The following is a 24,856-nucleotide window of genomic DNA, read 5'->3' on the forward strand; positions in this document are numbered from 1 at the left end:
CAGTAATCACGACATACTATTCATCCATGAATATCGCCGCTCCAATACATCCTGTAGCCGCGACATACCATTCATCCATGAATGTAAAATGGGGGCCTAGCCCCCATTTAAATGATCAAAGTTTAGCTTAAACAGTTAAAGTGTACGTTTTACTTCAACAGTTTCAAATACTTCGATTTGGTCACCAATTTTAACATCGTTGTAGTTCTTAACACCGATACCACATTCGGTACCGTTACGAACTTCCTGAACATCATCTTTAAAGCGACGCAGTGATTCCAGCTCACCTTCGTAGATAACCACGTTCTCACGTAATACGCGGATCGGGTTGTTACGCTTGATGATACCTTCGGTTACCATACAACCGGCGATAGCACCAATTTTCGGCGATTTAAATACGTCACGTACCTGGGCAAGACCAATGATTTCTTGCTTGAATTCAGGCGCCAGCATACCGCTCATCGCCTGCTTCACTTCATCAATCAGGCTGTAGATAACGCTGTAGTAACGTAAATCGATGTTTTCGGTTTCAATAACCTTACGGGCAGCTGCATCGGCACGTACGTTAAAACCAACCACAATCGCATTGGAAGCCGCTGCTAAGGTGGCGTCGGTTTCGGTAATACCACCCACACCAGAACCGATAATCTTCACTTTTACTTCATCGGTAGAAAGCTTGGTCAGGGCATCGGAAATCGCTTCAAGAGAACCTTGTACGTCAGATTTCAATACCACATTCACTTCAGAAACATCACCTTCGGCCATGTTGGAGAACATGTTTTCCAGTTTCGCTTTCTGCTGACGGGCAAGTTTCACATCGCGGAATTTACCTTGACGATATAAGGCAACTTCACGGGCTTTACGCTCGTCTTTAACCACGGTAGCTTCATCACCTGATTGCGGCACACCGCTTAAGCCGATGATTTCAGCCGGAATTGAAGGACCGGCAGTTTTGATTGAACGGCCAAGCTCATCGCGCATCGCACGTACACGGCCGTATTCAAGGCCACATAACACGATATCGCCCTGGTTTAAGGTACCTTCCTGAACCAGGATAGTGGCAACAGGACCACGGCCTTTATCCAGTTTAGATTCAACGACAACACCGCTGGCAAGTTTATCAACAACAGCTGTCAGCTCTAATACTTCCGCCTGCAGTAATACAGAGTCAAGTAACTCGTCGATGCCTAAACCGGTTTTCGCCGATACGTGAACAAACTGTACATCACCGCCCCAGTCTTCCGGGATAACATCGTGCTGAGAAAGCTCAGTTTTAACACGATCCGGATCGGCGGTTTCTTTATCCATCTTGTTCACGGCAATGATAATCGGCGCACCGGCCGCTTTCGCATGCTGGATAGCTTCAATCGTCTGTGGCATAACACCGTCATCGGCGGCAACCACAATAATAACGATATCCGTGGCTTTGGCACCACGTGAACGCATCGCGGTAAAGGCGGCGTGACCCGGGGTATCAAGGAAAGTGATCATGCCGTGACCGGTTTCTACGTGATAAGCACCGATATGCTGGGTAATACCACCGGCTTCGCCCGCGGCAACTTTTGCTTCACGGATATGGTCAAGCAGTGAAGTTTTACCATGGTCAACGTGACCCATGATGGTGACTACAGGAGCACGGGAAATCTCTTCACCGGCAGCGCCGCGATCTGAAAGTACCGCTTCTTCAAGGGCATTTTCTTTCACCAGTACCACGTCGTGACCCATTTCTTCAGCAACTAAGGCGGCTGTTTCCTGGTCAATCACCTGGTTAATGGTCGCCATAGCGCCCATTTTGAACATCACCTTAACTACTTCAGCGCCTTTAACCGACATTTTGTTGGCTAATTCAGCAACGGAAATGGTTTCACCAATGCGGATTTCCTGAGTTTTTGCCTCTACCGGCTTCTGGAAACCATGACGTAAGCTTTGTGGTGCCGACAAGGTTTGCTTGCCGCCTCTGTCACGTCCGCCACGGGCATTTTTATCTTGCTTGCCGCCTTTCTTCTTACGACGGCGGCGACCGCCACCTTCTTCCTCAGAATCAACCTTATCTTCGGCTTCCTGGGCATATTTAGAAGAAGTCAGGTGCACAACCTCGGCTTCTTTTGCCTTACGCTCTGCTTCCTGGGCTTTCCAGCGAGCTTCATTTTCTTCGGCTAACTTTTTCGCGGCTTCCGCAGACTGGCGGGCTTCTTCTTCTACCTTGGCAGCAGCTTCTGCTTCCTGCGCCAGACGAAGTTTCTTCGCTTCTTCTGACTCGGTTGAAATGGTGGCAGCAGGCGCTGCTTCCGGCGCTTTAGTTGTCTGTTTCGCTTTTTCTTGTGCTTCTTGTTTCAATTTGCGCTCTTCTTCGGCTTTCGCTGCAGCTTTGGCTTCTTCCGCTGCTTTGGCTTCGGCTGCCGCTTTCGCTTCGGCCTCGGCTTTTGCTTGTGCTTCGGCTGCCGCTTGTGCTTCCGCTGCTGCTTTAGCTTCGGCTTCCGCCGCTGCTTTGGCTTCGGCTTCCGCTTTTTGCTGCTCTTCTAATTCACTGCGTTTGACATAGGTGCGTTTTTTACGTACTTCAACCTGAACAGATTTGGCCTTGCTGCCGCTGCCCATGACTAAGGTTGATTTTTTCTTACGATTTAACGTCATCTTATTTGGGTTTGCGGCAGAGTCGTCGCCATGCTGCTTTTTCAAATGCTCTAATAACGCTTCTTTTTCTTGTTGCGTCACTGAATCCGATTCCGATTTATGAACACCTGTGCTAGCCAACTGGCTAATCAGGCGTTCCACCGGTGTACCGATTTCTTTGGCAAGTTCTTCAACTGTTACATTTGCCATCTATAATTTTCTCCCGGCGCTAGTTATTCTTCGTTAAACCAACAAATATTGCGGGCAGCCATAATCAGCTCACCAGCCCTATCTTCATCTAATTCTTCAATATCAGCGATATCATCAACACCTTGCTCGGCAAGCTCTTCCAGCGTTGACACACCGCGACTTGCCAATACAAACGCCAGGTGGCGTTCCATACCTTCAAGGTTCAGCAGATCTTCGGCTGGCTCAGCTCCTTCCAGGCTTTCTTCACTGGCCAATGCCTGTGTCGTTAATGCCTCTTTGGCACGCTCACGTAAGGTATCAACAATATCTTCATCCATACCGTCGATAGCCAGTAACTCACCAACCGGTACATAGGCAATTTCTTCTAAAGAAGTAAAACCTTCTTCGGCCAGCATAGTGGCGAAATCATCATCGATATCAAGCTTTTCCGTGAACAGGGTTAATACCTTGTCATTTTCTGCCTGGTGCTTCTCGTTCATGTCGGCAACCGTCATCACGTTTAATTCCCAGCCGGTTAACTGACTGGCTAAACGTACGTTCTGGCCGCTACGGCCGATGGCCATGGCCAAATTGCCTTCTTCAACGGCGATATCCATAGTACCGCGGTCTTCATCAACAATGATGGAAGCAACTTCGGCAGGCGCCATGGCATTAATAACAAATTGCGCCGGGTTATCGTCAAATAACACGATATCAACACGCTCACCGGCTAATTCACCGGAAACCGCCTGAACACGTGAGCCGCGCATACCAACACAGGCACCAACCGGGTCGATACGCTTGTCGTTACTTTTTACGGCAATTTTCGCACGGGACCCCGGATCACGGGCTGCCCCTTTGATTTCCAGCATTTCTTCGCCGATTTCAGGGACTTCAACCCTGAACAATTCCATCAGCATTTCCGGCTTGGTACGGCTGACGAACAGCTGGGCGCCACGCGCTTCCGGCTTAATGGCGTACAGTAAACCTCGGGCACGGTCACCCGGACGGAACACTTCACGCGGTAACATATCGTCACGATAAATAATCGCTTCGGCATTGTTACCTAAATCTAAAATCACGCTGTCGCGGCTGGCTTTTTTCACCACACCGGTGATCAACTCACCCACTTGATCCTGATAGGCATCAACAATCAGGGCACGCTCGGCTTCACGTACTTTCTGTACGATAACCTGCTTGGCGGTTTGTGTGGTGATACGGTCGAATTTAACCGATTCAATCTGCTCTTCGATATACTGACCAGCTTCGGCCTCTTCATTATCGAACTTGGCGGCAGATAAACTGATCTCGGCAAACAGGTTTTCCATTTCCTGGTCGTCATCAACAACTAACCAGCGGCGGAAAGTATCAAACTCACCGGTTTGGCGATCGATACTGACACGTACCAGAATATCGCCTTCATATTTTTTCTTAGTGGCTGTTTCTAAAGCGGTTTCCATGGCCTCAAAAATGCTTTCACGAGGCACTGCCTTTTCATTGGAAACGGCGTCTACAACCAGTAATATTTCCTTACTCATGCTACTTAGCCCTAGTTAATCATTATTTTGTAAAATTCGGAACAAGGTTTGCCTTGTCGACATTGGTGAGTACCAGCTCATAGTCCTGGCCATCAACCGTGACAATCAAAGTGTCATTCTCTATCGCTTCGAGTAAACCTTTAAATTTACGTCGACCATTTAGCGGCATTGACAATCTCACTTCTATCGTTTCGCCAATAACAGCTTCAAAATGCGCCTTTTCAAATAAGGGCCGGTCCAGGCCAGGCGATGAAACTTCCAGGTTATATTCGGTACTGATGGGATCTTCCACATCCAGTATCGCACTGACCTGGCGGCTAACTTCGGCACAATCATCTACATTGATGCCGTTTTCGTGATCAATAAACAAACGTAAAACTGAATGATTGCCGGCACTGATAAATTCTATGCCCAGCAGCTCTTTTCCGACTTCCTCAACGGCAGGTCGTAACATTTCAGTCAATTTTTGCTCAAATTTAGCCAATCGATTTCTCCAGATACAAAAAAAGGGCATATAGCCCAGCGAATAGTTCTTGCTGTGATTGTATTTGTTTCTTTACCATATTTCTCTGACATCAGGCTTGATACTCAGATGAGATATCGCAAAGAAACAAATACAAAAAAGCCCCATCACTCGGGGCTTATTTCACTGAACCCTTTGTGTTCATCAATTCTCGGCATCAACAGCACAACAATTGACTCGATACCACAGGCCGTAAATACCGGCGTTTCATCAACGCAGATATCTTTCAGTGTCGACCTGTAATAGTAAAGCTGCGCGAATTATATAGTTAGTGGCCAAATATCGCAAGGAGAAATGGCAATTCAATCGAAATTCTCCCGTATAAAAACTTTTACTTTTTTCGCCCGTTATCCCCAGCGCTTATCCCCTTAAATAGCGCCTTTTATACCGCTGCGGGAGCCTATGCTGCCACCTTTAAAATATTACATGCTTTACAAGTAGTTAGTATAATAAGGGCGAACATGCTATAACAGTTAAGGAAGGAACGCTTATTTAACAAAAAATTTAATCGCGCACGAATAAAAATAACCGGGTCTTTGGGAGCTAATCAAGCCTTTATGTATACATTTTCTCAGCTATTGGCCAGAAATGCCGTTCTTGGGTTGCTATTTTGCCTGGTGATCTCATCGTGCTCCCTGTTTTTTTTAAACAAACACTTTATACAACAGCAAGTTGAGCATCAGCAGGTATTAACCAAACTGGTGGCTCGCATACTCCCGCGGGGAGAAATCAAAGATCTCACGCAAATCTTGCGCACCGGTTTCGACTATAACCTTTTGACCTTATCCAATGCCGCCGGCGAAAGTCTCTATCATTTTACCAAAGCAGAACAGACCTTTTCCCTGCCCTTGATCGTGCCTGACAGCCACGAATTTTTCCTCAAACAGCAAAATATAAAAATTAATTTTCAGCTGGCCGCGGATAAAGGTTTGCTGCTTATCGTCAAGATATTACTGGCTATCTTGATTGCCACCTGCATCGTCATTGTTATTGCCGGTGTATTAAGTACCCGCAGATATAAACAGTTTTTCGCCAGTGTCAGCCAGCAAATCAAGCTGGATATGTCTTTATTCAATCCCGAAAGCAAAGGCGAAACCCGGGAAGATATTTTTCAAATCCCGGCGTTAAAACAAGGCATAGCAGAGATCAAAAGCCTGATTGAAGCCCAGGTTGCCGCCTCCACCGCGCTGGAAAAAGAAGCCTATACCGATCCCCTGACCCAGCTCAATAACCGCAGCCGTTTTATCCAGTATTTTGAAAGCCAGCTCAACCAGGAAGGCGGAGAAAATTTTGGCGTCTTATTGATCACCCGTTGCTCGGAATTACAAACCGTCAACCAGATCCACGGCTATCATGAGGGGGACAATTATATTGCCAAAGTGGCAAAAATTATTGCCGCAGCGCTGAGCAGCTACCCCGGCGCGGAGTTATTCAGGTTAAACAGCTCTGATTTTGCCAGTATCTTACCCAATGTCCTGCTCAAAGAAGCGGAAAAGTTTGCCCAGGAATTAACCGATAAATTCAACGGCTACCAGCAAGCCTCGGATCTGGACTCGGTCGCTTATACCGGACTGGTATATTTCGACCAAAACAAACCTTTAGGGGAATTGCTGGCGCTGGCGGATACCGGCATCAGCCTGGCGCAAACCCAGGGCATTAATGCCTGGTTCGCACAAAAAGATACCGATATCTTAAAAAGTGCCAGTGCCAATTACGGTAATCAGAACTGGCGCCAGGAAATCGACAGCGTACTTGAAAACCAGCGCCTGAGCCTGTTTGTTCAGCCGATACAGCCAAGCAGCACCAATAAAGTCTATGGAGAAGTCCTGGCACGCTTTCTCAATGCCAATAACGAAATGTTGCCCACCGCCTCTTTTATCGCCATGGCGGAAAAGCTGGATAAAATAGTTGCCGTCGACCGCCTTATCGTCGAAACCGCTATCGGTGAAATCTCAAGCAAAAACCTGACCGAGCAAAGTTTTGGCCTGAATATCAGCTCCAGAAGCATCAACGACGAGCACTTTCTCATCTGGCTCGAGCGACGCCTGCTCAGGGAGCCGGCCATCACCAGCCGGCTGATTTTTGAAATCAGCGAATATGGCCTGCAACAGAATATTCAATCGAGTAAACGTTTTATTGATATGGTGCACCGGGTCGGCTCCCGGGTCACGGTCGAGAAATTTGGCGTCGGACTGACCTCGTTCAAATTTTTCCGGGATCTCAAACCCGATTTTATTAAAATGGACAGCACCTATACCCGGGATATCGATGAAGATAAAAACAACCAGTACTTTTTACGCCTGATGGTGGATTTAGCCCACCGCCTCAGTATCAGCGTGCTGGCAGAAAGCGTGGAAAGCCAGGAAGAAAAACATGCCCTGCAAAAACTCTTTATCGACGGCTACCAGGGGTTTTATATCGGCAAACCGGGCAAACTCTGAGCCAACGGCCATTAGCGGACAAACCTTCTGCATAAGCTTTTTATACAGCCTTGCTACATGATCTGGCACAAATTAGCAGCAAACAAACCCGTTAAGGTAATAACCCTACAACTGATCTGTTGTTATATGACAAAGAAAGACGGATAATAGTACGAATTTTAACGTTAATTTAGAATATAATGACTGAATATCTACTGCTGCTTGTCGGTACAGTATTGGTAAACAACTTTGTGCTGGTAAAATTTCTCGGATTATGCCCTTTTATGGGGGTCTCTTCACGCACAGAAACCGCCATCGGCATGTCCTTTGCGACCACCTTTGTCATGACCCTGGCCTCGTTACTCAGTTATTTGATCAATACCTATATTCTGGCGCCGCTGGCACTGGAATATTTAACCACTATGGCCTTTATCCTGGTCATTGCCGTGGTGGTGCAGTTTACCGAAATGGTGGTGCATAAAACCAGCGCCAACCTCTACCGCTTGCTGGGCATATTCCTGCCGTTGATCACCACCAACTGTGCCGTGCTCGGGGTTGCCCTGCTCAACATTTATGAGCAGCATAATTTCCTTGAGTCTATTGTCTACGGCTTCGGCGCCGCGGCCGGTTTTTCCCTGGTACTGATTATGTTTTCTGCGATGCGGGAGAAACTTGCCAATGCCGACGTCCCCGCCCCGTTCCAGGGCGCCGCCATTGCCATGATCACCGCGGGATTGATGTCGCTGGCCTTTATGGGCTTCACCGGCCTGGTAAAATTGTAATGTCGTTTAGTTATATGAATTATCGAGTGATGGAAAATAACCCCATGGTGAAGTTTTAATGAGCACGTTAATAGCAGTACTTGTGCTTGGTTTAATGGCGCTCCTGTTTGGCGCCTTGCTCGGCTATGCTTCGGTTAAATTTAAGGTCGAAGGCGATCCCTTAGTCGAGCAGCTTGATGAGTTGCTGCCGCAAACCCAATGCGGACAATGCGGCTACCCCGGCTGTAAACCTTATGCACAAGCCGTGGCCGATGGCGAAGCCATCAACAAATGCGCCCCCGGCGGCGATGAAACCATCAAAAAAATTGCCGACTTGATGGGGGTCGACGTACAGCCGTTAGATGCCGCCCATGAACAGGACAATACCCCGAAAGTCGCCTTTATTATTGAAGAAGACTGTATTGGCTGCACCAAATGCATCCAGGCCTGCCCGGTCGATGCCATTATCGGCGCCGCCAAACAAATGCATACCATCATTGCCGATGAATGTACCGGCTGCGATCTTTGTGTCGCTCCCTGCCCGGTCGATTGTATCGAAATGCGCCCCATCCCCGTGGGCACGCATAACTGGCAATGGGATCTCAACAACATACCTGTAGTACAGCTTGATTAGGGAAGGACATTAGTGGAATCTGTAATTGAGCGCATAGAACGCGGACATTTTTGGAAATTTCACGGCGGCATACACCCGCCGGAGCAAAAGTTTCTCACCAACGACAAACCGATACGTCATTTACCCCTGCCCAAGCAGCTGATCATCCCGGTGCGTCAGCATATAGGCAATGGCGGAGAATTATTGATCGCTGTCGGCGACAAAGTATTAAAAGGGCAGCCACTGACACAAAACTCGGCGCCGATGACCTTGCCTGTGCATGCCCCTACCAGCGGCACCATCACCGACATCAAAGACTCTGTCGTAGCCCACCCCTCGGGATTAAGCGAGCTGTGTGTTTTTATCACCCCGGATGGCGAAGACCGCTGGCGCGAGCGCCAGGTCTGCGATGATTTTCATGAGCTCAGCCGCCAGGAAATCGTCAAAAAAATTGCCCAGGCAGGCATTGCCGGCATGGGCGGGGCAGGATTTCCCACCCATATCAAGGTCAATAATAAACCGGAAATTAATTACCTGATCATCAATGCCGCCGAATGTGAGCCTTATATCACCGCCGATGATCTGCTGATCCGCGAACACAGCGAGGCCATAGTCGACGGCATCAAGATACTGGATCATTTATTGCTGCCGGCCTTTATCCTGATCGGCATCGAAGACAATAAACCCGAAGCAATCGAAGCGCTGCGCCAGGCCACGAAAAATTACGACAAGGTCAAGTTATGCGTTATCCCCACCAAATATCCCGCCGGTGGTGAAAAACAACTGATCAAGGTATTAACCGGCCAGGAAGTGCCCAGCGGCATCCTGCCGATCAGCCTGGGCATAGTGATGCAAAACATCGCCACCTGCTTTGCCATCGCCGAAGCCGTACTCAACGATACCCCGCTGATACGCCGGGTGGTCACTGTCTCCGGCCGGGCATTAAGCAAACCGAGAAACGTCTGGGCCCTGCTCGGCACCCCGGTGGAATACCTGCTGGAGCAATGCGGTTACCAGGCGGGAAAACGCCGGCACCTGATCATGGGCGGACCCATGATGGGCTTTAGCCTGCCCAGCACCCAAGTGCCGATCGTCAAGATCACCAACTGTTTGCTCGCCCCCGAAGAAAGCGAAATTCCTGCCGATAATAAAGAAGTGGAGTGTATCCGCTGCGGCCAGTGCGCAGAAGTCTGCCCGAGCCAGCTGTTGCCCCAGGAATTGCAGTGGAGCGCCAAAGCCAAAGATTACCCGCAGCTGCAAAAGCTGAACTTATTTGACTGTATCGACTGCGGCGCCTGTGCTTATGTCTGCCCGAGCCAAATTCCCCTGGTACAATATTACCGGGTGGCCAAAGCAGAAATTCGCCAGCTGCAGGTACAGGAATTAAAAGCCGAAAAAGCCAAAGACCGCTTTGAAGCCCGTAAAGCCCGGCTGGAAAGAGAGAAAAAAGCCCGGGAAGAAAAACACAAAAAGGCAGCAGAAGCCCGCCGCGCCGCGATGAATAAACCAACGGAAGAAGGGCAAAGCGCCAAATCAGCCGTTGCCGCAGCCCTGGCGCGGGTGAAAGCGAAGAAGGCCCAGACAGCCAGCAAGGCGGATGAAGTAAGCACTAACACTAACGGCGAAGATGTGTCATCCCAGGGCCAGGAACAAACGCAGGACCCTAAGGCCGAGCAAAAAAGTCAGGTTGCCGCCGCCATTGCCCGGGCAAAAGCCAAAAAACAGGCTGCCAGGGCCAAAGCCGAGCAAGAGCCAGAAACCTTAAAAGATGACGAGCAAGAGCAGGTACTCACTCAAGCGCCGGAAAAGGTAGAAGAACTAGGCCAAACGGACGTCCCTGTGGACACAGATAACGGCCAAAGCCCTGAAGCTCAAAGCTCTGAAGAGCAAAGTCCTGAAGACAAGCCCTCAGATAAAAAACAAAAAATTGCTGCCGCTATTGCCCGCGCCAAAGCGAAAAAGCTCAATGCCCAGAAAAATGCTGAATCAGCGCCGGAGAACCAGGATGAAAACGCCCCGGGTAATTTGGACCAACAGCCAACAGAGGAAGCAAAACTAGAAGATGACGCCGTAGCTCCCGTTCAGGCAACCGAGCCGGCAGAGACTAGCGCCCCCGGTAAGCAGGATAAAATTCAAGCCGCGGTAGCCAAGGCTAAAGAAAAAGCCAGGGCCAAAGCCAAGGCAAAAGCCGAAGCGAAAAACGCCCCTGAAGCTGAACCCGAGGTAGCAAACCAGGATAGCGAAGCGCAAGAAACAGCAGGCTCAGCGGCGACTGAGTCCACTGAGCTGGAAGACGTTACAGCTGCCGATAGCGAGCAGAGCCCGCAAGAGCAAAAAGCTCAGCGTATTGCCGCCGCCGTGGCGAAGGCAAAAGCGAAAGCCAAAGCTAAGGCAAAGGCGAAAGCCGGCGCTAGAGCACAAGAACAACAACATTTAGAGTCAGAATAATACTATGGCCTTTTGGATAGCGAGCTCGCCTCACAACCATACCCAAAATGAAACCTCGGCGTTGATGCGCCTGGTCATTTACGCAACCCTGCCCGGCATCTTCGCCCAGTGGTACTTTTTTGGCTGGGGCAATATCATACATATCGCCCTGGCGATTCTCAGTGCCTTTGTCGCCGAATTTATCGTGCTGGCACTGAGGGATAAAAACATCAAAAAACAGCTGTTTGACGGCAGCGCCATGTTAACCGCAGTATTGCTCGGCATCAGCTTACCCGCCCTCGCTCCCTGGTGGATTTCCGTCATCGGCGCGGTATTTGCCGTCGTGGTGGTCAAACAGCTTTATGGCGGTTTGGGCCATAACCCCTTTAATCCGGCCATGGCAGCCTATGTGATGTTGCTGATCTCTTTCCCGGTACAAATGACCCTGTGGCAGCCGCCGCTGAGCCTGATGAGCATGGAGCTGACCTTCAGCAATACCTTAAGCACCATTTTCACCGGCTTTACCGCCGAAGGCTTTTCCCCGGATCAGCTGCGCACCCATATTGACGGCTTTACCATGGCCACGCCGTTAGATACCTTAAAAACCGGCACTACCATGGGGCTTACAGTAAGTGAGAGCTTACAATCGCCGGTGTTTGGCGACTATTTCGGTGTCGGCTGGGAGTGGATCAACTTTGCCTTTTTAATCGGCGGACTGATCTTGATTGCCAAAAAAGCCATTGACTGGGTCACCCCGGCGAGCTTTTTAATCAGCTTATTTGTCTGCTCGCTGATCGCCTTTTTAATCAGCCCGGACAGCAGTGCTTCTACCATGTTCCACTGGTTCAACGGCGCCTGTATGCTCGGCGCCTTCTTTATCCTCACCGATCCCGTTTCCGGCGCCACCAGCAGCAAAGGACGTATCGTTTTTGCCGCCCTGGCAGGACTGCTGGTTTATTTGATCCGCAGCTTTGGCGGTTACCCGGATGCGGTCGCTTTTGCGGTTTTACTCTGTAATATGTCGGCGCCGCTGATTGACCAATATACCCGTCCCCGTACCTATGGCCACCACTCAGGAACTAAGTAATGCGTATCGCCATTAAGAAAAACAGTAAAATTCTCGCCCTGTTCGCCATTGCCTGCACCGCGGTGGTGGGCCTGGTCAATGAGTTTACCAAGGGCCATATTCAAAACCAGCAGCAACAGCATTTGCTGACGATTTTGCACAGTATTATCGAGCCGCAGCGCCTGAATAACAATCTCGCCAATGACTGCCGCCTGGTCACCGACCCCTTACTCGGCAGCACTGAGCCGCAAACCGTGTACCTGGCCCGATACGACGGCGAGCCGGTTGCCGCCGCCATCAGAACCACGGCCCCCGACGGTTATAACGGCAATATTGAACTGATTGTCGCCGTCAATGCCGACGGCTCGGTCAGCGGCGTACGCCAGTTAAAGCACAATGAAACCCCGGGATTAGGGGATAAGATTGAAATCAGAAAAAGCGACTGGATCACAGGCTTTAACGGCAAAAAAATGCGCGATGAAAAAGACAGTCGCTGGGCCGTTACCAAAGACAACGGCATGTTTGATCAGTTTACCGGCGCCACTATTACCCCCAGGGCTGTGGTCAAAGCGGTAAAACAAACCGTCACTTATTTTAAGCAACATCAACAGGCCTTATTTGCCCTCGAAGCTGGCGGCTTTACCGGCACCTGCCGTGATGAAGGCCAGAGCCACAGCCTGAGCAAGAATAACAACCAAAACTCCGACACCAACGGGGAAGAAAGCTAATGAGCAATGAATATAAAGAACTCGCCAGGCAGGGACTGTGGAAAAACAATCCAGGTCTGGTACAGTTACTGGGCTTATGTCCGCTGCTGGCGGTCACCTCCACCGTTACTAACGCCCTGGGACTGGGGCTGGCCACCTTATTAGTCTTAATCGGCTCCAACATCACGGTATCGGCCATTCGCCAATGGGTACCGAAAGAAATCCGTATCCCGATTTTTGTGATGATCATCGCCGCCTTTGTTACCTGCGTGCAATTACTGATGAATGCCTTTACTTACGGCATCTACCAGTCGCTGGGACTATTTTTACCCCTGATCGTCACCAATTGCGCCATTATCGGCCGGGCCGAAGCCTATGCTTCGAAAAACCCGGTAAAACAGGCCGGCTTTGACGGCCTGATGATGGGCACCGGCTTTGCCTTAGTGCTGCTGGCCTTAGGAGCCATTCGGGAAGTTCTGGGGCAAGGGACCTTGTTTGACGGTGCCAATTTATTGCTTGGCGAATGGGCCGCGGGTTTGCGTGTTGAAGTCTACAACCTCGACAGCCAGTTTTTGCTTGCCATCCTGCCTCCCGGCGCTTTTATCGCCATGGGCTTTTTAATCGCCATCAAAAATGTTATCGACAACAAAATTGCCCAGGCCCAGCCGCAACAAGAAGAACAAAACATAGAAAGGGTACGGGTTAATTTTGACGCCCAGTAAGTCTTCACTGACTTGAGATAAGAGATAGAAAAGAAGCTTGTTATGAATAAAGAAAAACGCCTGGAAATACTGACCCGGTTACGGGACGACAACCCTCACCCGACCACAGAGCTGAATTTCTCCAGCCCGTTCGAATTGCTGATCGCGGTATTGTTGTCGGCCCAGGCAACCGATGTCGGCGTCAATAAAGCCACCGACAAATTATTCCCTGTCGCCAATACCCCGCAGGCCATTTTAGATCTCGGCCTGGAAGGACTTAAATCCTATATCAAAACCATAGGTCTGTTTAATACCAAGGCAGTCAACACCATGAAAACCTGCCAGATGCTGGTGGACTTACATGGCGGCGAAGTACCGGAAAACCGCGAAGCACTCGAAGCCCTGCCCGGGGTCGGCAGAAAAACCGCCAACGTAGTGTTAAACACCGCCTTTGGCTGGCCGACCATAGCGGTGGATACCCATATTTTCAGGGTCAGCAACCGCACTAAGCTCGCCATGGGGAAAAATGTCGATCTGGTGGAGCAGAAACTGTTAAAGGTGGTGCCGAAAGAATTTAAAGTCGATGTCCACCACTGGCTGATATTACACGGCAGATATACCTGTGTCGCCCGCAAGCCCAAGTGCGGCTCCTGTATTATCGAAGATCTATGTGAATTTAAAGATAAAACAGAACTTTAAGCTGACTTTTCCCAATAAACAGGAACAAATAATGAAATTTTTACATGCCATGGTACGGGTGCTGGATCTGGATGCCTCACTCAACTTTTACGTCAATCAGTTAGGGCTAGTGGAAACCAGGCGCACTGACTACCCCGAAGGAAAATTCACCCTGATTTACCTGGCCACAGAGCCCGGCGCACCGGAAGTAGAGCTGACCCATAACTGGGGAGCAAGCGAAACTTATAGCCAGGGCCGTAATTTTGGTCACCTGGCCTTTGAAGTGGATGACATCTACCAACTTTGCGAAAAACTGCAGCAGGCAGGTGTGATTATCAACCGTCCGCCCCGTTGCGGCCATATGGCCTTTATCAAATCCCCCGACGGGATCTCGATAGAGCTGTTGCAAAAAGGCGGCGCCCTGCCACCGCAAGAGCCCTGGTTAAGCATGGAAAATACCGGCAGCTGGTAAGGGGATTGCCGCCGTTTGCCGTCCAGAACAGCCATGCGCGAACAGGAAGGAAATTCCTCTCAGGGGGGCCAGGATTGCAATGAATACCGGGCGGGTCACTGACATAGCTGAAACTATGATTGCCGTTAACTCGCCCGGCTTTTGCTCCATTTAAGCCATAATCAACCTTACGTCGTTAACATGACTTCTTGCGGCTGAGCACTCTCCAGCGTTCTTGCATCTCGCCTATTTTCTCCCGGTAGCCAATAACCTGATATTTGAGCCAATAGCACAGGTGCCTGATACCTTCACTGGTGTGCTCCGTGATACATTCGGGCTCGCGGGTAACCGCTGCAAATGCATCGAACAGGAAGGCCATTCTTCGCTGAATTTGTCAAAATCCTCACTTAGATTGGCAAAATCGCTCGACAGCTGCTCCCTTTTGATTGCATCCTCCGTGAGCGGCAGGTTTGATTCAGACATGACGGTTTCCTCCCTTGCGACTTAACTGCGTATAGTTGCTGGTATAAGCTGATGGTGGCTGCCTGACGGTGGGGGTTGGTATATTTTCTGTTAAACTTTCTGTTAGGTAAGCTTTAACCGATTGAAACTCTGGCATATCATTAGGATTAGCCATGATGGATACCTCGTATATCTGTTGTGGTTAGCTGTCTCTGAGTGTTGCTCCACTTAGGGGCAGCGCTTGGTTTATCTGCTGGTTCTCTTCTTTAAACACCTCCGCTGACGGGGAATTCACCTGTTAGTGCTAGTACAAAATACCGGAAAAATCTCCCTGGGTTGGTATTTAATGTTTATGTCAATTGCCCGCACTGTATCGATAGCAGTACGAAAGCATCAACCATATGAAATATATGGATAAAAACAAGGGGGATGGCTTGTTACAGGGCTGCAACAGCCAAGGCAAACATAGCCGCATACATCCTGTATCGCCATTCCTTGTCATCCATGGCACCACGGCATACCATACATCCTGCATATAAAAAGGCGGTTGAGATGCTCAACCGCCTTTTTTACTTTTCACTTTTTATATACGAAAGCCGAAAAACCTAAGCAGAAAAACGCCCTAAAGCATCTTCTAAAGCGCTCAGGCACAGGGCAACATTTTCACTTCTTGCCGCATAGCCCATCAGGCCAATACGCCAGGCTGAACCGGCAAAATCACCTAAACCAGCGCCGATTTCCAGGTTATATTCGTTTAACAAATAACTGCGTACTGCAACATCATCCACGCCTTTAGGAATAAACACGGAATTAAGCTGAGGCAAGCGCTCTTCTTGTGGCACGATAAAATCCAGACCCAGTTTATTTAATCCCCCGGCAAGTTTCTGGTGCTGCGCCTTATGTCTGGCCCAGCTTTGCTCCAGTCCTTCCTGCTGCAAGATCACCAAAGCTTCATGTAGTGCGTAAAGCGAATTCACCGGGGCGGTATGGTGGTAAGAGCGTTTTCCTTCACCCGACCAGTAACCCATCACCAGGGACTGATCCAGGAACCAGCTTTGTACCGGCGTTTTACGGTTTTTAATCACCTCGGTGGCCCGCTCGCTGAAACTCACCGGCGATAAACCCGGCACACAGGATAAACATTTCTGGCTGCCGGAATAAATGGCGTCTATGCCCCAGTCATCCACTTTCAGTTCAACGCCTCCGAGGGAAGTCACGGCATCCACTATGGTCAGGCAGTCATGCTTCCTGGCGATCTCACACAAGGTTTTGGCATCGGATAATGCACCGGTTGAGGTTTCCGCATGCACAAAAGCGACAAAGTTTGCCTGCGGGTTTTGCTTTAAGGTATCTTCGAGTTGCTGGGGATCTACCGCCCTGCCCCAGGGGCTGTCAACCACAATCAAGTTGGCGCCGCCCCTTTGTACATTCTCTATCATGCGTGCGCCAAACACACCGTTGCGGCATACCACCACGGTATCTTGTGGCGTCAGCAAATTAACAAAACAGGCTTCCATTCCGGCAGAGCCGGGAGCAGAGACGGCGATGGTAAAGGCATTTTCCGTCTGAAAGGCATATTGCAACAGGGATTTCACTTCATCCATCATGCCGACAAAGGTGGGATCTAAATGGCCGACCGTGGGCCTGGCCAGGGCAGATAAAATGCGGGGATTAACATCTGAAGGACCCGGCCCCATTAATGTCCGCTGGGGAGGAATAAAAGACTGAATTGGCATAGCTGTATCCTTAAAGAAATGGTTCTTCACCTTAACATTGAAAACTTGCCCAGTTCAATTACCCGGCTGCTAAATTAACGGCAATAAAGCTGAACAAATTTCACCTATTACTAAAATAAACAATTTAATCAATATCATGAGTATTGCTGGCCGGGTGCTATAGTAAAAGGTACTATACCGGCACCTAACTCTTAACAAGCTAATAATCAGCTAAGCAGCAGTACATATGGCACTTAAAGCAACTATTTTTAAAGCCAATATCCAACTCTCAGATATGGATCGTAACTATTACGATACCCTGCAATTAACCATTGCCCAACATCCGTCGGAAACCGATCTGCGCATGATGGTACGTATCATCGCCTTTATCTTAAACGCCAATGAAAACCTGCAATTCGGTAAAGGCGTCAGCGACGAAGACGAAGCGGCGTTATGGCAAATGAACTACGCCGAAGAAATTGAACTGTGGATCGAGTTAGGTCAGGTAGACAGCAAAAGAATTAAAAAAGCCTGCAACCGCGCCAATGAAGTCAAACTCTATTGTTACGGCAGCAGCGTTGATACCTGGTGGTCGCAGGTGGCCGGTAAAATGCGCCAGTTTGACAAATTATCCATAGAGCAATTTGATGTTGCCACCACCAATGCCCTCACCGACTTGGTCAGCCGCACCATGGAATTTCAATGCAGCATCCAGGATGGTCAGTTATGGCTGACCTCCGGCGATAACACCGTTCTGGTTGAAACCAAAAAACTGTTATAACTTCCCGCTATTCATAGAAAAGTGACAAAAAAGCACAAAAAGGTAGCCGATAGAAAAAAGCTGTTACCTTTTCGCTATTGCAATCTCAGGCGCTTTTTACAACACTGAGCATCTGCAATAGCAAGCAATGTATAACAATAAGAGCCCGTTAAGGGTCTTGAGGATATCAACACCTATGAACTTAAATAAACGATTAGTAAAACGCAGCTTCAGCCAACATAAGCTGCCAGTGGCAATGGCCGCAGCATTCGCCCTGATGCCCTTTAGCCAGGGCATGGCAAAACTTTCCATGGAAAATATGACCCGGGATATTACTTACCTGGCCAGCGATGAGCTCAGGGGGCGGGCAAGTTTTTCCAAGGAAATCGACCAGGCCGCCGACTACATCAGCAAACGTTTTACCGATATCGGCCTTAAGCCCATGGCGGGCCACACCAGCTTTAAGCAAAGCTTTTCCATTTACAGCATTAGCCAAAAATCACTTAAGGTCAGTTTAAACAATCAGGTGATTGATAAAGAAAATCTGGCCATGGCCAGCACCATGCCTGCTTTTTCCTGGCAACAAGCCGATGCGGTAAAAACCCATGTCATCGGTGAAAAGGATAATCTGCGTGATGCCCTGAGAAAATTGAATCGGGAAGGCGGCCAACATCTGGTATTGCTACATCCCGCCCAAAAAGCCCTGTTCCAGCGCTACCAGCATTATTTTAAGCGCGGATTAACCAAACTTGAACTCGGGCACCAGGGCGCAATCGTGATTGCCTTAACCGATCTCACCACGCTTGACAGGGTGGATATCACAGGCACAACAGACACCAAGCAGCAGCGGCTGACCAATGTGGTCGGGATATTACCGGGTAAAAGCCAGGCAAAAGAAATCGTGCTCTATAGCGGCCATTATGATCATATCGGGGTCAATAACGAAGGAGAAGGTGATGTCATCAACAACGGCGCCGATGATGATGCCTCAGGCACCACCGCTATGATCAACCTGGCGGAGCATTTCGCCCAACAAAAAGACAATGCCAGAACCCTGATGTTCAGCGCCTTTACCGCAGAAGAAATTGGCGGTTTCGGCTCCAAGGCATTTTCAAAGCAGCTCAAGCCTGAGCAGGTGGTGGCAATGATCAATATTGAAATGATCGGCAAACCGTCGAAATTCGGCGCAGGTACCATATGGATGACAGGCATGGAGCGCTCTGATTTGGGCGAGTTGCTCAACAAACAAATCAAGGAAGAAAAACACAAAATCCATAAGGACCCTTACCCTGAGCAAGGGTTATTTTACCGCTCGGATAATGCCACCCTGGCCCGTTTAGGGGTACCGGCCCACAGTTTCAGCAGTACCCAGCTGGATAAAGATCAGCATTACCACCAGGTCAGTGATGACTTGGCCAGCCTGGATCTTGACTCCATGTTTAAGGTGATCCAGACCCTGGCCACGGGTACCCGGGGCCTGGTTGACGGCACAGTGACCCCGTCAAGAATTGATCCCGCCCAGGTACATGGCACCGGCCTGATTTACTAAAACGGCTGAAAACAAGATAGAAGGGTTTATTGCCGCTTTAAACAGGCAAGGCGATAAACCTTTCTTTTAATAACGCCCTTTCTTCCCGTCAGCCAAATAAAGCACTATACCGGCAAAAAAGCGGCAAACTTTTCCATCACAAAGTCTTTAAAGGTTTGCAGCCTCTGCGGCTGATGCTTATCCTGCAGATAAACCAAATATAAAGGTGTCGACTGCACTTTCCAGTCGCTAAACACCGGCTCAAGCTCACCGCTTTTAAGCTCGTTTTGACAATATAACTCCGGCACCCGGATGATACCGTTACCGGCTAAAGCGGACGACACCATGGTCCGGCCGTTTTTACATCTGAGACTGGCGCTAACGGGCACCTCAAGCTTCTTGGAGCTGGCCAGGCTGATAAAAGCCCAGTGGTGCATGCTGCCGACAATACATCTGTGATGCTTTAAGTCTTTAGGATCACCGGGGCGGCCATGTTGCTTTAAATAACCCGGACTGGCAAAAGTGTCTATATGGATATCAGTCAGTTTTCTCGCGATTAACGCCGAATCATCAAGCTGGCCCATACGAAAAACAAAATCGAACTCCCCCGAGACCAGATCGACCCGGCGGCTGCTAAAGTCCAGCTCAATACTGACCCCGGGATATGCCGCCATAAAATCATTCACCAGAGGCGCAACCATATCTTCCCCGATAAAACCGCCAACACAGTTAATTTTAATCAGCCCATGCAGCGATGCTGAGCTCTCCAACACCCTGTCAACCGCCGTATCTATACTGCGTAGCGAGCTTTGGCAACGTTCAAAAAACGCCTCCCCCTGGGGCGTGAGTTTCTGGGTTCTGGTGGTACGGGTTAACAGGGTTACCCCTAAGTCAGACTCAAGTTGCGCCAGTTGCTTTGAAATATGCGAGCGGGAACACATCAACACTTCGGCAGCGTTAGTAAAGCTGCCACTTTGTGCAAGGACTACAAATGTCCGGATATCTGAAAGACTGATTTTTTGTTTCATGGTCTGGTGCATTGTCAATGGTAAGTAAACAAAATTATCAATTATTAAGCCATGCTGATCAATTAATCCTAAAGAGAAAGCAAAATAACAAGTTAAAGACTTTAACTTAATCACATGATTTATTGACAGTTTCCAGAATTGTTTCCCCAGAGTCACAACAGATGTAGCAAAAAGCGCATATATCAGCAGCATCCCCTTAAGTATCATTTCCTCCGCAGCAAACACACCAGCCAAAACAAACAGGTTTACGAGGTAAAAATGAAAAATTTAGTTGTGATCACAGGCGCCAGTTCAGGCATAGGCGAAGCATTAGCCAGGCAAATGAGCGCCCTGGGACATCCGCTGTTATTGCTGGCCAGGCGTCTTGAAAAACTTGAAGCATTGGCTTTACCTAACTGTATTTGTGCCAAAGTGGATATCACAGATCAAGCTTCATTCCAGGCGGCAATCGATAACGCGGTAGCGCAATATGGCCCGGTGGATCTGCTGGTCAACAATGCCGGGGTGATGTTGCTGGGACAAATTGACAGCCAGAGCGCTGCAGAATGGCAAACCATGTACGATGTTAACGTGCTGGGTTTACTCAACGGCATGCAAAGCGTGCTTGCCGACATGAAAGAGAGAAATACAGGCACTATCGTCAATATCAGCTCTATCGCCGGCAGAAAAACATTCGGCAACCATGCCGCCTACTGCGGCACTAAATTCGCCGTACACGCCATCTCAGAAAACGTCAGGGAAGAAGTTGCCGATGCCAATGTCCGTGTTATTACCATAGCACCGGGCGCCGTTGAAACCGAGCTGCTTTCCCATACGACATCAGATGAAATCATTGCCGGTTACCAATCGTGGAAAGAGGACATGGGCGGCGTATTAGCCGCTGTTGATGTCGCCAATGCCGTATCTTTTGCCTACCGCCAACCGCAAAATGTCTGTATCCGGGAAATCGTACTGGCGGCAACCAGGCAGCAGCCATAAGTCCAGGCTAAAGACCTTCCCCTGCTCAACCGAGGCTTTCCAGACAAACTCCGCCGCTTTATTGGCGGAGTTTTTTACCGGTAAAATCTACTCAAACAGCACTATTCACTGATACTCTGCTGACAGGGCAGGACAGGAATGGTGTCGTCTCTGCCTTCCCCCAAAACCCCCAATGATCCCGCCTCGGGGAGAAATTTGTCCCACTGATGTTAACTGTGCGGATAACACTATCAAATCCCACAAGTAAAATTTATAATAACGGTATTCAAGACAGATAACCCCTGCCCCGCTAACATTCAGGTAGTAACATGAACACAGAAAACAAATATTTAAATAACCCGCTGCATGGCCTGAAACTGGAGACACTGCTAACAGAAATAGTAGACCAATATGGCTGGGAAATATTACACGCCTATTTGAATCTGAAATGTTTTAAAACCAAGCCCAGCATAGCTTCAAGCATCAAGTTCCTGAAGAAAACCGACTGGGCCAGGGAAAAAGTAGAAGCCTTTTACCTCTATCAGTTTAAAAACCTGCCCAGGGCAGACAGTGAACAATTCCAATTACCGCCGCGCGAACGCATTATTCCGGCCCATCAAAAGCCGAAAGAACCTGCGGTATTAAGCTTTGAAGACGCGGAACGCCTGCGCCAGAAAAAAGCAAAGAAATCCAGGGAAAAAGCCTCAAGTGCTGCAAATCCCTGGGCTAATTGGGGTAAGTAGCAAAGCAAACAGTCAGGAGCTGACAATAAGCTCCTGCATGCTGTAAGATAAGTGTTTAAGGAAAGGTGATCCCCGATTTACGCAGTTCACCATAGATATTCTCCAGGGCAACACTGTTCTCGATCAGCGAGTTTTCATCCTTGCCGCGTTTTTCAAAACCAAAGCGGCTGATGTCAAAATAAAATTCGGGGGTCAAATCACAGGCACTTAAGCAAGCTTTAGTGCAACCGAGACCGCAACCGTCAATGGCAATAATGGGACGGCCGGAATAAGCTAACTCGGCTACCGGTTTCACTTTGCCGATCACGCCTGAAATACAAGACATTTCTGCAATACCGTCACTGTCCAGCATTGAAGAAATATCATGTGCTATCTGTGCCAGGTTGGAGCAACCCGAGCAGGAATAAACGATGGGGTTTTTAACCACTGTCATGTTCAACTCTCACAATTCTCGCATGCTAACCATTGTAACGACCCAAGTAAAAACGGCATTGATCAGGATCAAGCTTTCTTATATTAGCTATAAAATTAGCAACTTGGGTCATTCCATCGTCAAAACACTCCCTCCAGGGCTTATCTTATCCGTCAACGGGATAAATATTACAATTCCCTTAGACATTGTTAACAAGTAAAGGCTTATGTAGAATAATCCTGAAATTTAACTTTTAAAGTAATGGATTAAAATGCTCCTCCAACAATTTAAAGATCTATTAGAAAACCTTAAAGGTGACTTCCAGTATTCAGATCAAATAGCACCGGCTTTACAAGAACTAAAACAATATCAGCCCAACACCATAGTGGAATATCAGCCGGTATACATGAAAAAAGCCTTAGGGCAAATCAAGGCAGTAGCGGCTCAGGAAGCATTCAAAAAAATTGTCATACTCAGCTGCCTCATTGAAAACTGGGACGACTTTACGCCTGCCAATTATAGCCAATCGGTTTTAGATCAATATCAGATCATCTTTAACCGCATTCTGAGCAATTGTGAAAATAGTGACGGCTGGGGCGAGCAAAAGCTTGATGTCTATTGGAAGGAGCTTGCCATGGCCAGGCAACTCATGTTTCCTGCCGGGGCACAAATCAGTGAAAACTACTCAGGTTTCAGCGCCAAGCAGGGTATCCATTTAAACCGTTTGGGAACCCTTTCCTTTCTGTCATTTCTCGCCGCACACGGAGGCAGTAAGGGCTATTATCAAATCCATACCTATACCCCTGAGCTCGGTCGCTTTAATGAACAGGGCTGGAACGACTGTTATGTCAGGTTGGCCCAGATGATGAAAGTAAACCCGAAAGTCAAAGGATTCTTTGGTATTAGCTGGTTTTATGATCCCCAGTTGGCCGATATCAGCCCGCGACTCATGTATCTGCAATCTATCCCATTACAAAACGGGGCTAAAAGCTTTTATATGGGAAAAGATGAAACCGGCAATGCCATCAGCAAATCCAAATCCCGGCTGAAACTATACGAAGAAGGTAAATATACTCCCCAGTCCTACTTGCTTGTCTGGCCCCGTGAAGCACTGATTGCCTGGGCTGATGAATATGTCAAAGCCAACCCCGGCGACGAACATAAAGCAGTAGTAAACTAATTCGAGATAAAAGCAGCATGCTAAAAAAAATATTATTCATGGCCCGCGTCCTCTTGCAATGGGTGCCTAATGCCATAAAATTTCACAGGCTCACTAAAAAAAAGCAGCCCATACACGTATTTTTTTGTATGACAGATCATTACGAGCCCGGCACAGACAATGTATCCGATCAGGAAGCAAGGGAGAGGGTCAACAGACTACTGACAGACTACCCAAAACTTGCCGATAAACATAAAGACAGCGAAGGTTTACCGCCAACCAGAACCTGGTTTATTCCCCCCCACTACCATAAAGACTACTACTTAAGAGACGTTGTCAGCCTCTGTGAACAGGGTTATGGCGAAGTTGAGCTGCATTTGCACCATGGTAAACATTGTCCCGATACCTCAGAGAACCTCAGGGAAACGATAAAGCTTTGTCTGGAAGAGTTTTCTCAATTCGGTATTTTTGGCAAAGAAAACGGTAAAACTGCCTATGGCTTTATTCACGGGGACTGGGCGCTGGATAATGCCAGAAATAACCAGTTCTGCGGTGTTAATGATGAGATCAGCATATTAAAAGAAACCGGCTGTTATGCCGACTATACCTTCCCGTCGCCTAACGAGGCGACCCCGACGCAAATTAACTCCATTTTTTACGCTAAAGACGATCCCACTAAACCTAAGTCCCATGATACAGGTAAAAGGGTGGCGGCAAACGGCCAGTGCGACCCCAAAGATCTGATGATAGTTCAGGGGCCGACCTTTCCCTACTTTAGAGATCAAAAATGGTCTAAGTTGCGTGTATCCGGCGATGAAATTGCCGGCCACACCCCGCTCAAACCCAACAGAATAGATGCCTGCATCCGCTCGGCCATCTCAGTTAAAGGCAAGGAAGACTGGGTTTTTGTTAAAATGCACACCCATGGCGCAACCGACGGCGATGCGGTATTGGGGCAGGAAATGGACGATATCTTTACTTACCTGGAAAGCAAATATAATGACGGCGAAAACTACTGTCTGCATTATGTGACCGCCCGTGAAACTTACAACCTCATTAAAGCGATCGAAAATGGCGAACCCTGTGAAGATCCGTCGCTATACCGAAACTACCGGGTTTCCGCACCGCAATATAATTCAACACCCGATATTGCATGCGCCTCAAAAACTCTACAGGAAAGGGTCGCCAGAACCTATAAAGACAATGAAGATGTGCAGTCATACGACCAGGCTCAGGGGCCGTCCTACAGCCCAGAGCCAGGTATGGTCGGCGACGAAGCTTCACAGGAAAAGTAGCTAAAACAGCTAAACTTAACCAGGTGTGAGTTGTGCCGGCCTTGTCTATGGCCGGCAATAGCATCAAACAGGCAGGTTACTCCTGCCCTTAATTAGCCACCAACAAACAG

Annotated in this window: 22 protein-coding genes; 15 read left to right on the forward strand and 7 right to left on the reverse strand. The window is 48.7% G+C overall.

The window, feature by feature from the left end; genetic code table 11:
- Positions 1-135: 135 nt before the first annotated feature.
- The 3 genes from infB to rimP are packed head-to-tail and all read right to left on the reverse strand — an operon-like array spanning position 136 to position 4,824.
- Positions 136-2,823: a translation initiation factor IF-2 gene (infB, locus tag SG35_RS20350; RefSeq protein WP_044835047.1), complete on the reverse strand. Its 2,688-nt coding sequence runs from the start codon at positions 2,821-2,823 to the stop codon at positions 136-138.
- Between the two features lie 23 nt (positions 2,824-2,846).
- A complete protein-coding gene (gene nusA / locus SG35_RS20355; protein WP_044835048.1) occupies positions 2,847-4,340 on the reverse strand; it encodes a transcription termination factor NusA in 1,494 nt (497 codons plus the stop codon).
- 22 nt (positions 4,341-4,362) lie between these two features.
- Positions 4,363-4,824 carry a ribosome maturation factor RimP gene (gene rimP, locus SG35_RS20360; protein ID WP_044835049.1) on the reverse strand — a complete coding sequence of 154 codons (462 nt, stop codon included), beginning with the start codon at positions 4,822-4,824 and terminating at the stop codon, positions 4,363-4,365.
- A gap of 596 nt (positions 4,825-5,420) precedes the next feature.
- On the opposite strand from rimP, the gene SG35_RS20365 reads away from it, so the two are divergent.
- From SG35_RS20365 to SG35_RS20405, 9 genes are all read left to right on the forward strand, one after another.
- Complete coding sequence (locus tag SG35_RS20365; protein ID WP_044835050.1) at positions 5,421-7,304, forward strand: EAL domain-containing protein; 1,884 nt, start codon at positions 5,421-5,423, stop codon at positions 7,302-7,304.
- A 179-nt stretch (positions 7,305-7,483) separates the two neighbouring features.
- The gene (rsxA, locus tag SG35_RS20370) at positions 7,484-8,065 is read left to right on the forward strand and encodes an electron transport complex subunit RsxA (RefSeq protein ID WP_044835051.1); all 582 of its coding nucleotides are present in this window, start codon (positions 7,484-7,486) and stop codon (positions 8,063-8,065) included.
- 58 nt (positions 8,066-8,123) lie between these two features.
- The gene (gene rsxB / locus SG35_RS20375) at positions 8,124-8,678 is read left to right on the forward strand and encodes an electron transport complex subunit RsxB (protein WP_044835052.1); all 555 of its coding nucleotides are present in this window, start codon (positions 8,124-8,126) and stop codon (positions 8,676-8,678) included.
- A gap of 12 nt (positions 8,679-8,690) precedes the next feature.
- The gene (rsxC, locus tag SG35_RS20380) at positions 8,691-11,105 is read left to right on the forward strand and encodes an electron transport complex subunit RsxC (protein ID WP_044835053.1); all 2,415 of its coding nucleotides are present in this window, start codon (positions 8,691-8,693) and stop codon (positions 11,103-11,105) included.
- 4 nt (positions 11,106-11,109) lie between these two features.
- Positions 11,110-12,171, forward strand: coding sequence for an electron transport complex subunit RsxD (gene rsxD / locus SG35_RS20385; RefSeq protein ID WP_044835054.1), 1,062 nt, complete (start codon positions 11,110-11,112; stop codon positions 12,169-12,171).
- Positions 12,171-12,878 carry an electron transport complex subunit RsxG gene (gene rsxG, locus SG35_RS20390; RefSeq protein WP_063888682.1) on the forward strand — a complete coding sequence of 236 codons (708 nt, stop codon included), beginning with the start codon at positions 12,171-12,173 and terminating at the stop codon, positions 12,876-12,878. The genes rsxD and rsxG overlap by 1 nt, the downstream gene beginning before the upstream one ends.
- A complete protein-coding gene (locus SG35_RS20395) occupies positions 12,878-13,579 on the forward strand; it encodes an electron transport complex subunit E (RefSeq protein ID WP_044835055.1) in 702 nt (233 codons plus the stop codon). The genes rsxG and SG35_RS20395 overlap by 1 nt, the downstream gene beginning before the upstream one ends.
- A 42-nt stretch (positions 13,580-13,621) precedes the next feature.
- Positions 13,622-14,257 (forward strand): endonuclease III, encoded by a 636-nt coding sequence (gene nth, locus SG35_RS20400; RefSeq protein ID WP_044835056.1) that lies wholly within the window; start codon positions 13,622-13,624, stop codon positions 14,255-14,257.
- A gap of 31 nt (positions 14,258-14,288) precedes the next feature.
- On the forward strand, positions 14,289-14,708 hold the full coding sequence (locus tag SG35_RS20405; protein ID WP_044835057.1) for a VOC family protein: 420 nt from the start codon (positions 14,289-14,291) through the stop codon (positions 14,706-14,708).
- A 225-nt stretch (positions 14,709-14,933) separates the two neighbouring features.
- Here SG35_RS20405 and SG35_RS20410 read toward each other — a convergent pair whose 3' ends face one another.
- Both SG35_RS20410 and SG35_RS20415 read right to left on the reverse strand, forming a co-directional pair.
- Positions 14,934-15,170, reverse strand: a complete 237-nt coding sequence (locus SG35_RS20410) for a hypothetical protein (RefSeq protein WP_274055194.1) — start codon at positions 15,168-15,170, stop codon at positions 14,934-14,936.
- A 584-nt stretch (positions 15,171-15,754) separates the two neighbouring features.
- Positions 15,755-16,885, reverse strand: a complete 1,131-nt coding sequence (locus tag SG35_RS20415; RefSeq protein ID WP_044833309.1) for a pyridoxal-phosphate-dependent aminotransferase family protein — start codon at positions 16,883-16,885, stop codon at positions 15,755-15,757.
- Positions 16,886-17,111: 226 nt separating this feature from the next.
- Between SG35_RS20415 and SG35_RS20420 the strand changes: the two genes are divergently transcribed.
- Positions 17,112-17,645, forward strand: a complete 534-nt coding sequence (locus tag SG35_RS20420; protein ID WP_044833310.1) for a YaeQ family protein — start codon at positions 17,112-17,114, stop codon at positions 17,643-17,645.
- Between the two features lie 175 nt (positions 17,646-17,820).
- Positions 17,821-19,173 carry a M20/M25/M40 family metallo-hydrolase gene (locus SG35_RS20425; protein WP_053043083.1) on the forward strand — a complete coding sequence of 451 codons (1,353 nt, stop codon included), beginning with the start codon at positions 17,821-17,823 and terminating at the stop codon, positions 19,171-19,173.
- A 104-nt stretch (positions 19,174-19,277) separates the two neighbouring features.
- Here the strand turns inward: SG35_RS20425 and SG35_RS20430 are convergent, their stop codons facing one another.
- A complete protein-coding gene (locus SG35_RS20430; protein WP_044833361.1) occupies positions 19,278-20,180 on the reverse strand; it encodes a LysR family transcriptional regulator in 903 nt (300 codons plus the stop codon).
- A gap of 258 nt (positions 20,181-20,438) precedes the next feature.
- On the opposite strand from SG35_RS20430, the gene SG35_RS20435 reads away from it, so the two are divergent.
- Positions 20,439-21,158, forward strand: coding sequence for an SDR family oxidoreductase (locus tag SG35_RS20435; RefSeq protein WP_044833311.1), 720 nt, complete (start codon positions 20,439-20,441; stop codon positions 21,156-21,158).
- A 308-nt stretch (positions 21,159-21,466) separates the two neighbouring features.
- The gene (locus SG35_RS20440) at positions 21,467-21,880 is read left to right on the forward strand and encodes a VF530 family protein (protein WP_044833312.1); all 414 of its coding nucleotides are present in this window, start codon (positions 21,467-21,469) and stop codon (positions 21,878-21,880) included.
- A gap of 55 nt (positions 21,881-21,935) precedes the next feature.
- Here SG35_RS20440 and SG35_RS20445 read toward each other — a convergent pair whose 3' ends face one another.
- Positions 21,936-22,313 carry a putative zinc-binding protein gene (locus SG35_RS20445; RefSeq protein ID WP_044833313.1) on the reverse strand — a complete coding sequence of 126 codons (378 nt, stop codon included), beginning with the start codon at positions 22,311-22,313 and terminating at the stop codon, positions 21,936-21,938.
- Between the two features lie 250 nt (positions 22,314-22,563).
- Between SG35_RS20445 and SG35_RS20450 the strand changes: the two genes are divergently transcribed.
- On the forward strand, positions 22,564-23,472 hold the full coding sequence (locus SG35_RS20450) for a hypothetical protein (protein ID WP_053043086.1): 909 nt from the start codon (positions 22,564-22,566) through the stop codon (positions 23,470-23,472).
- Between the two features lie 128 nt (positions 23,473-23,600).
- Complete coding sequence (locus SG35_RS20455) at positions 23,601-24,746, forward strand: hypothetical protein (protein ID WP_152646646.1); 1,146 nt, start codon at positions 23,601-23,603, stop codon at positions 24,744-24,746.
- Positions 24,747-24,856: the final 110 nt, after the last annotated feature.

The organism is Thalassomonas actiniarum (genome assembly GCF_000948975.2).
GTDB lineage: Bacteria > Pseudomonadota > Gammaproteobacteria > Enterobacterales > Alteromonadaceae > Thalassomonas > Thalassomonas actiniarum.

Coding starts and splice junctions, on each gene's coding strand:
- infB (WP_044835047.1), bottom strand. CDS start 2,823: ATGGCAAATGTAACAGTTGAAGAACTTGCCAAAGAAATCGGTACACCG.
- nusA (WP_044835048.1), bottom strand. CDS start 4,340: ATGAGTAAGGAAATATTACTGGTTGTAGACGCCGTTTCCAATGAAAAG.
- SG35_RS20365 (WP_044835050.1), top strand. CDS start 5,421: ATGTATACATTTTCTCAGCTATTGGCCAGAAATGCCGTTCTTGGGTTG.
- rsxA (WP_044835051.1), top strand. CDS start 7,484: ATGACTGAATATCTACTGCTGCTTGTCGGTACAGTATTGGTAAACAAC.
- rsxB (WP_044835052.1), top strand. CDS start 8,124: ATGAGCACGTTAATAGCAGTACTTGTGCTTGGTTTAATGGCGCTCCTG.
- rsxD (WP_044835054.1), top strand. CDS start 11,110: ATGGCCTTTTGGATAGCGAGCTCGCCTCACAACCATACCCAAAATGAA.
- rsxG (WP_063888682.1), top strand. CDS start 12,171: ATGCGTATCGCCATTAAGAAAAACAGTAAAATTCTCGCCCTGTTCGCC.
- SG35_RS20395 (WP_044835055.1), top strand. CDS start 12,878: ATGAGCAATGAATATAAAGAACTCGCCAGGCAGGGACTGTGGAAAAAC.
- nth (WP_044835056.1), top strand. CDS start 13,622: ATGAATAAAGAAAAACGCCTGGAAATACTGACCCGGTTACGGGACGAC.
- SG35_RS20405 (WP_044835057.1), top strand. CDS start 14,289: ATGAAATTTTTACATGCCATGGTACGGGTGCTGGATCTGGATGCCTCA.
- SG35_RS20410 (WP_274055194.1), bottom strand. CDS start 15,170: ATGTCTGAATCAAACCTGCCGCTCACGGAGGATGCAATCAAAAGGGAG.
- SG35_RS20415 (WP_044833309.1), bottom strand. CDS start 16,885: ATGCCAATTCAGTCTTTTATTCCTCCCCAGCGGACATTAATGGGGCCG.
- SG35_RS20420 (WP_044833310.1), top strand. CDS start 17,112: ATGGCACTTAAAGCAACTATTTTTAAAGCCAATATCCAACTCTCAGAT.
- SG35_RS20425 (WP_053043083.1), top strand. CDS start 17,821: ATGAACTTAAATAAACGATTAGTAAAACGCAGCTTCAGCCAACATAAG.
- SG35_RS20430 (WP_044833361.1), bottom strand. CDS start 20,180: ATGAAACAAAAAATCAGTCTTTCAGATATCCGGACATTTGTAGTCCTT.
- SG35_RS20435 (WP_044833311.1), top strand. CDS start 20,439: ATGAAAAATTTAGTTGTGATCACAGGCGCCAGTTCAGGCATAGGCGAA.
- SG35_RS20440 (WP_044833312.1), top strand. CDS start 21,467: ATGAACACAGAAAACAAATATTTAAATAACCCGCTGCATGGCCTGAAA.
- SG35_RS20445 (WP_044833313.1), bottom strand. CDS start 22,313: ATGACAGTGGTTAAAAACCCCATCGTTTATTCCTGCTCGGGTTGCTCC.
- SG35_RS20450 (WP_053043086.1), top strand. CDS start 22,564: ATGCTCCTCCAACAATTTAAAGATCTATTAGAAAACCTTAAAGGTGAC.
- SG35_RS20455 (WP_152646646.1), top strand. CDS start 23,601: ATGACAGATCATTACGAGCCCGGCACAGACAATGTATCCGATCAGGAA.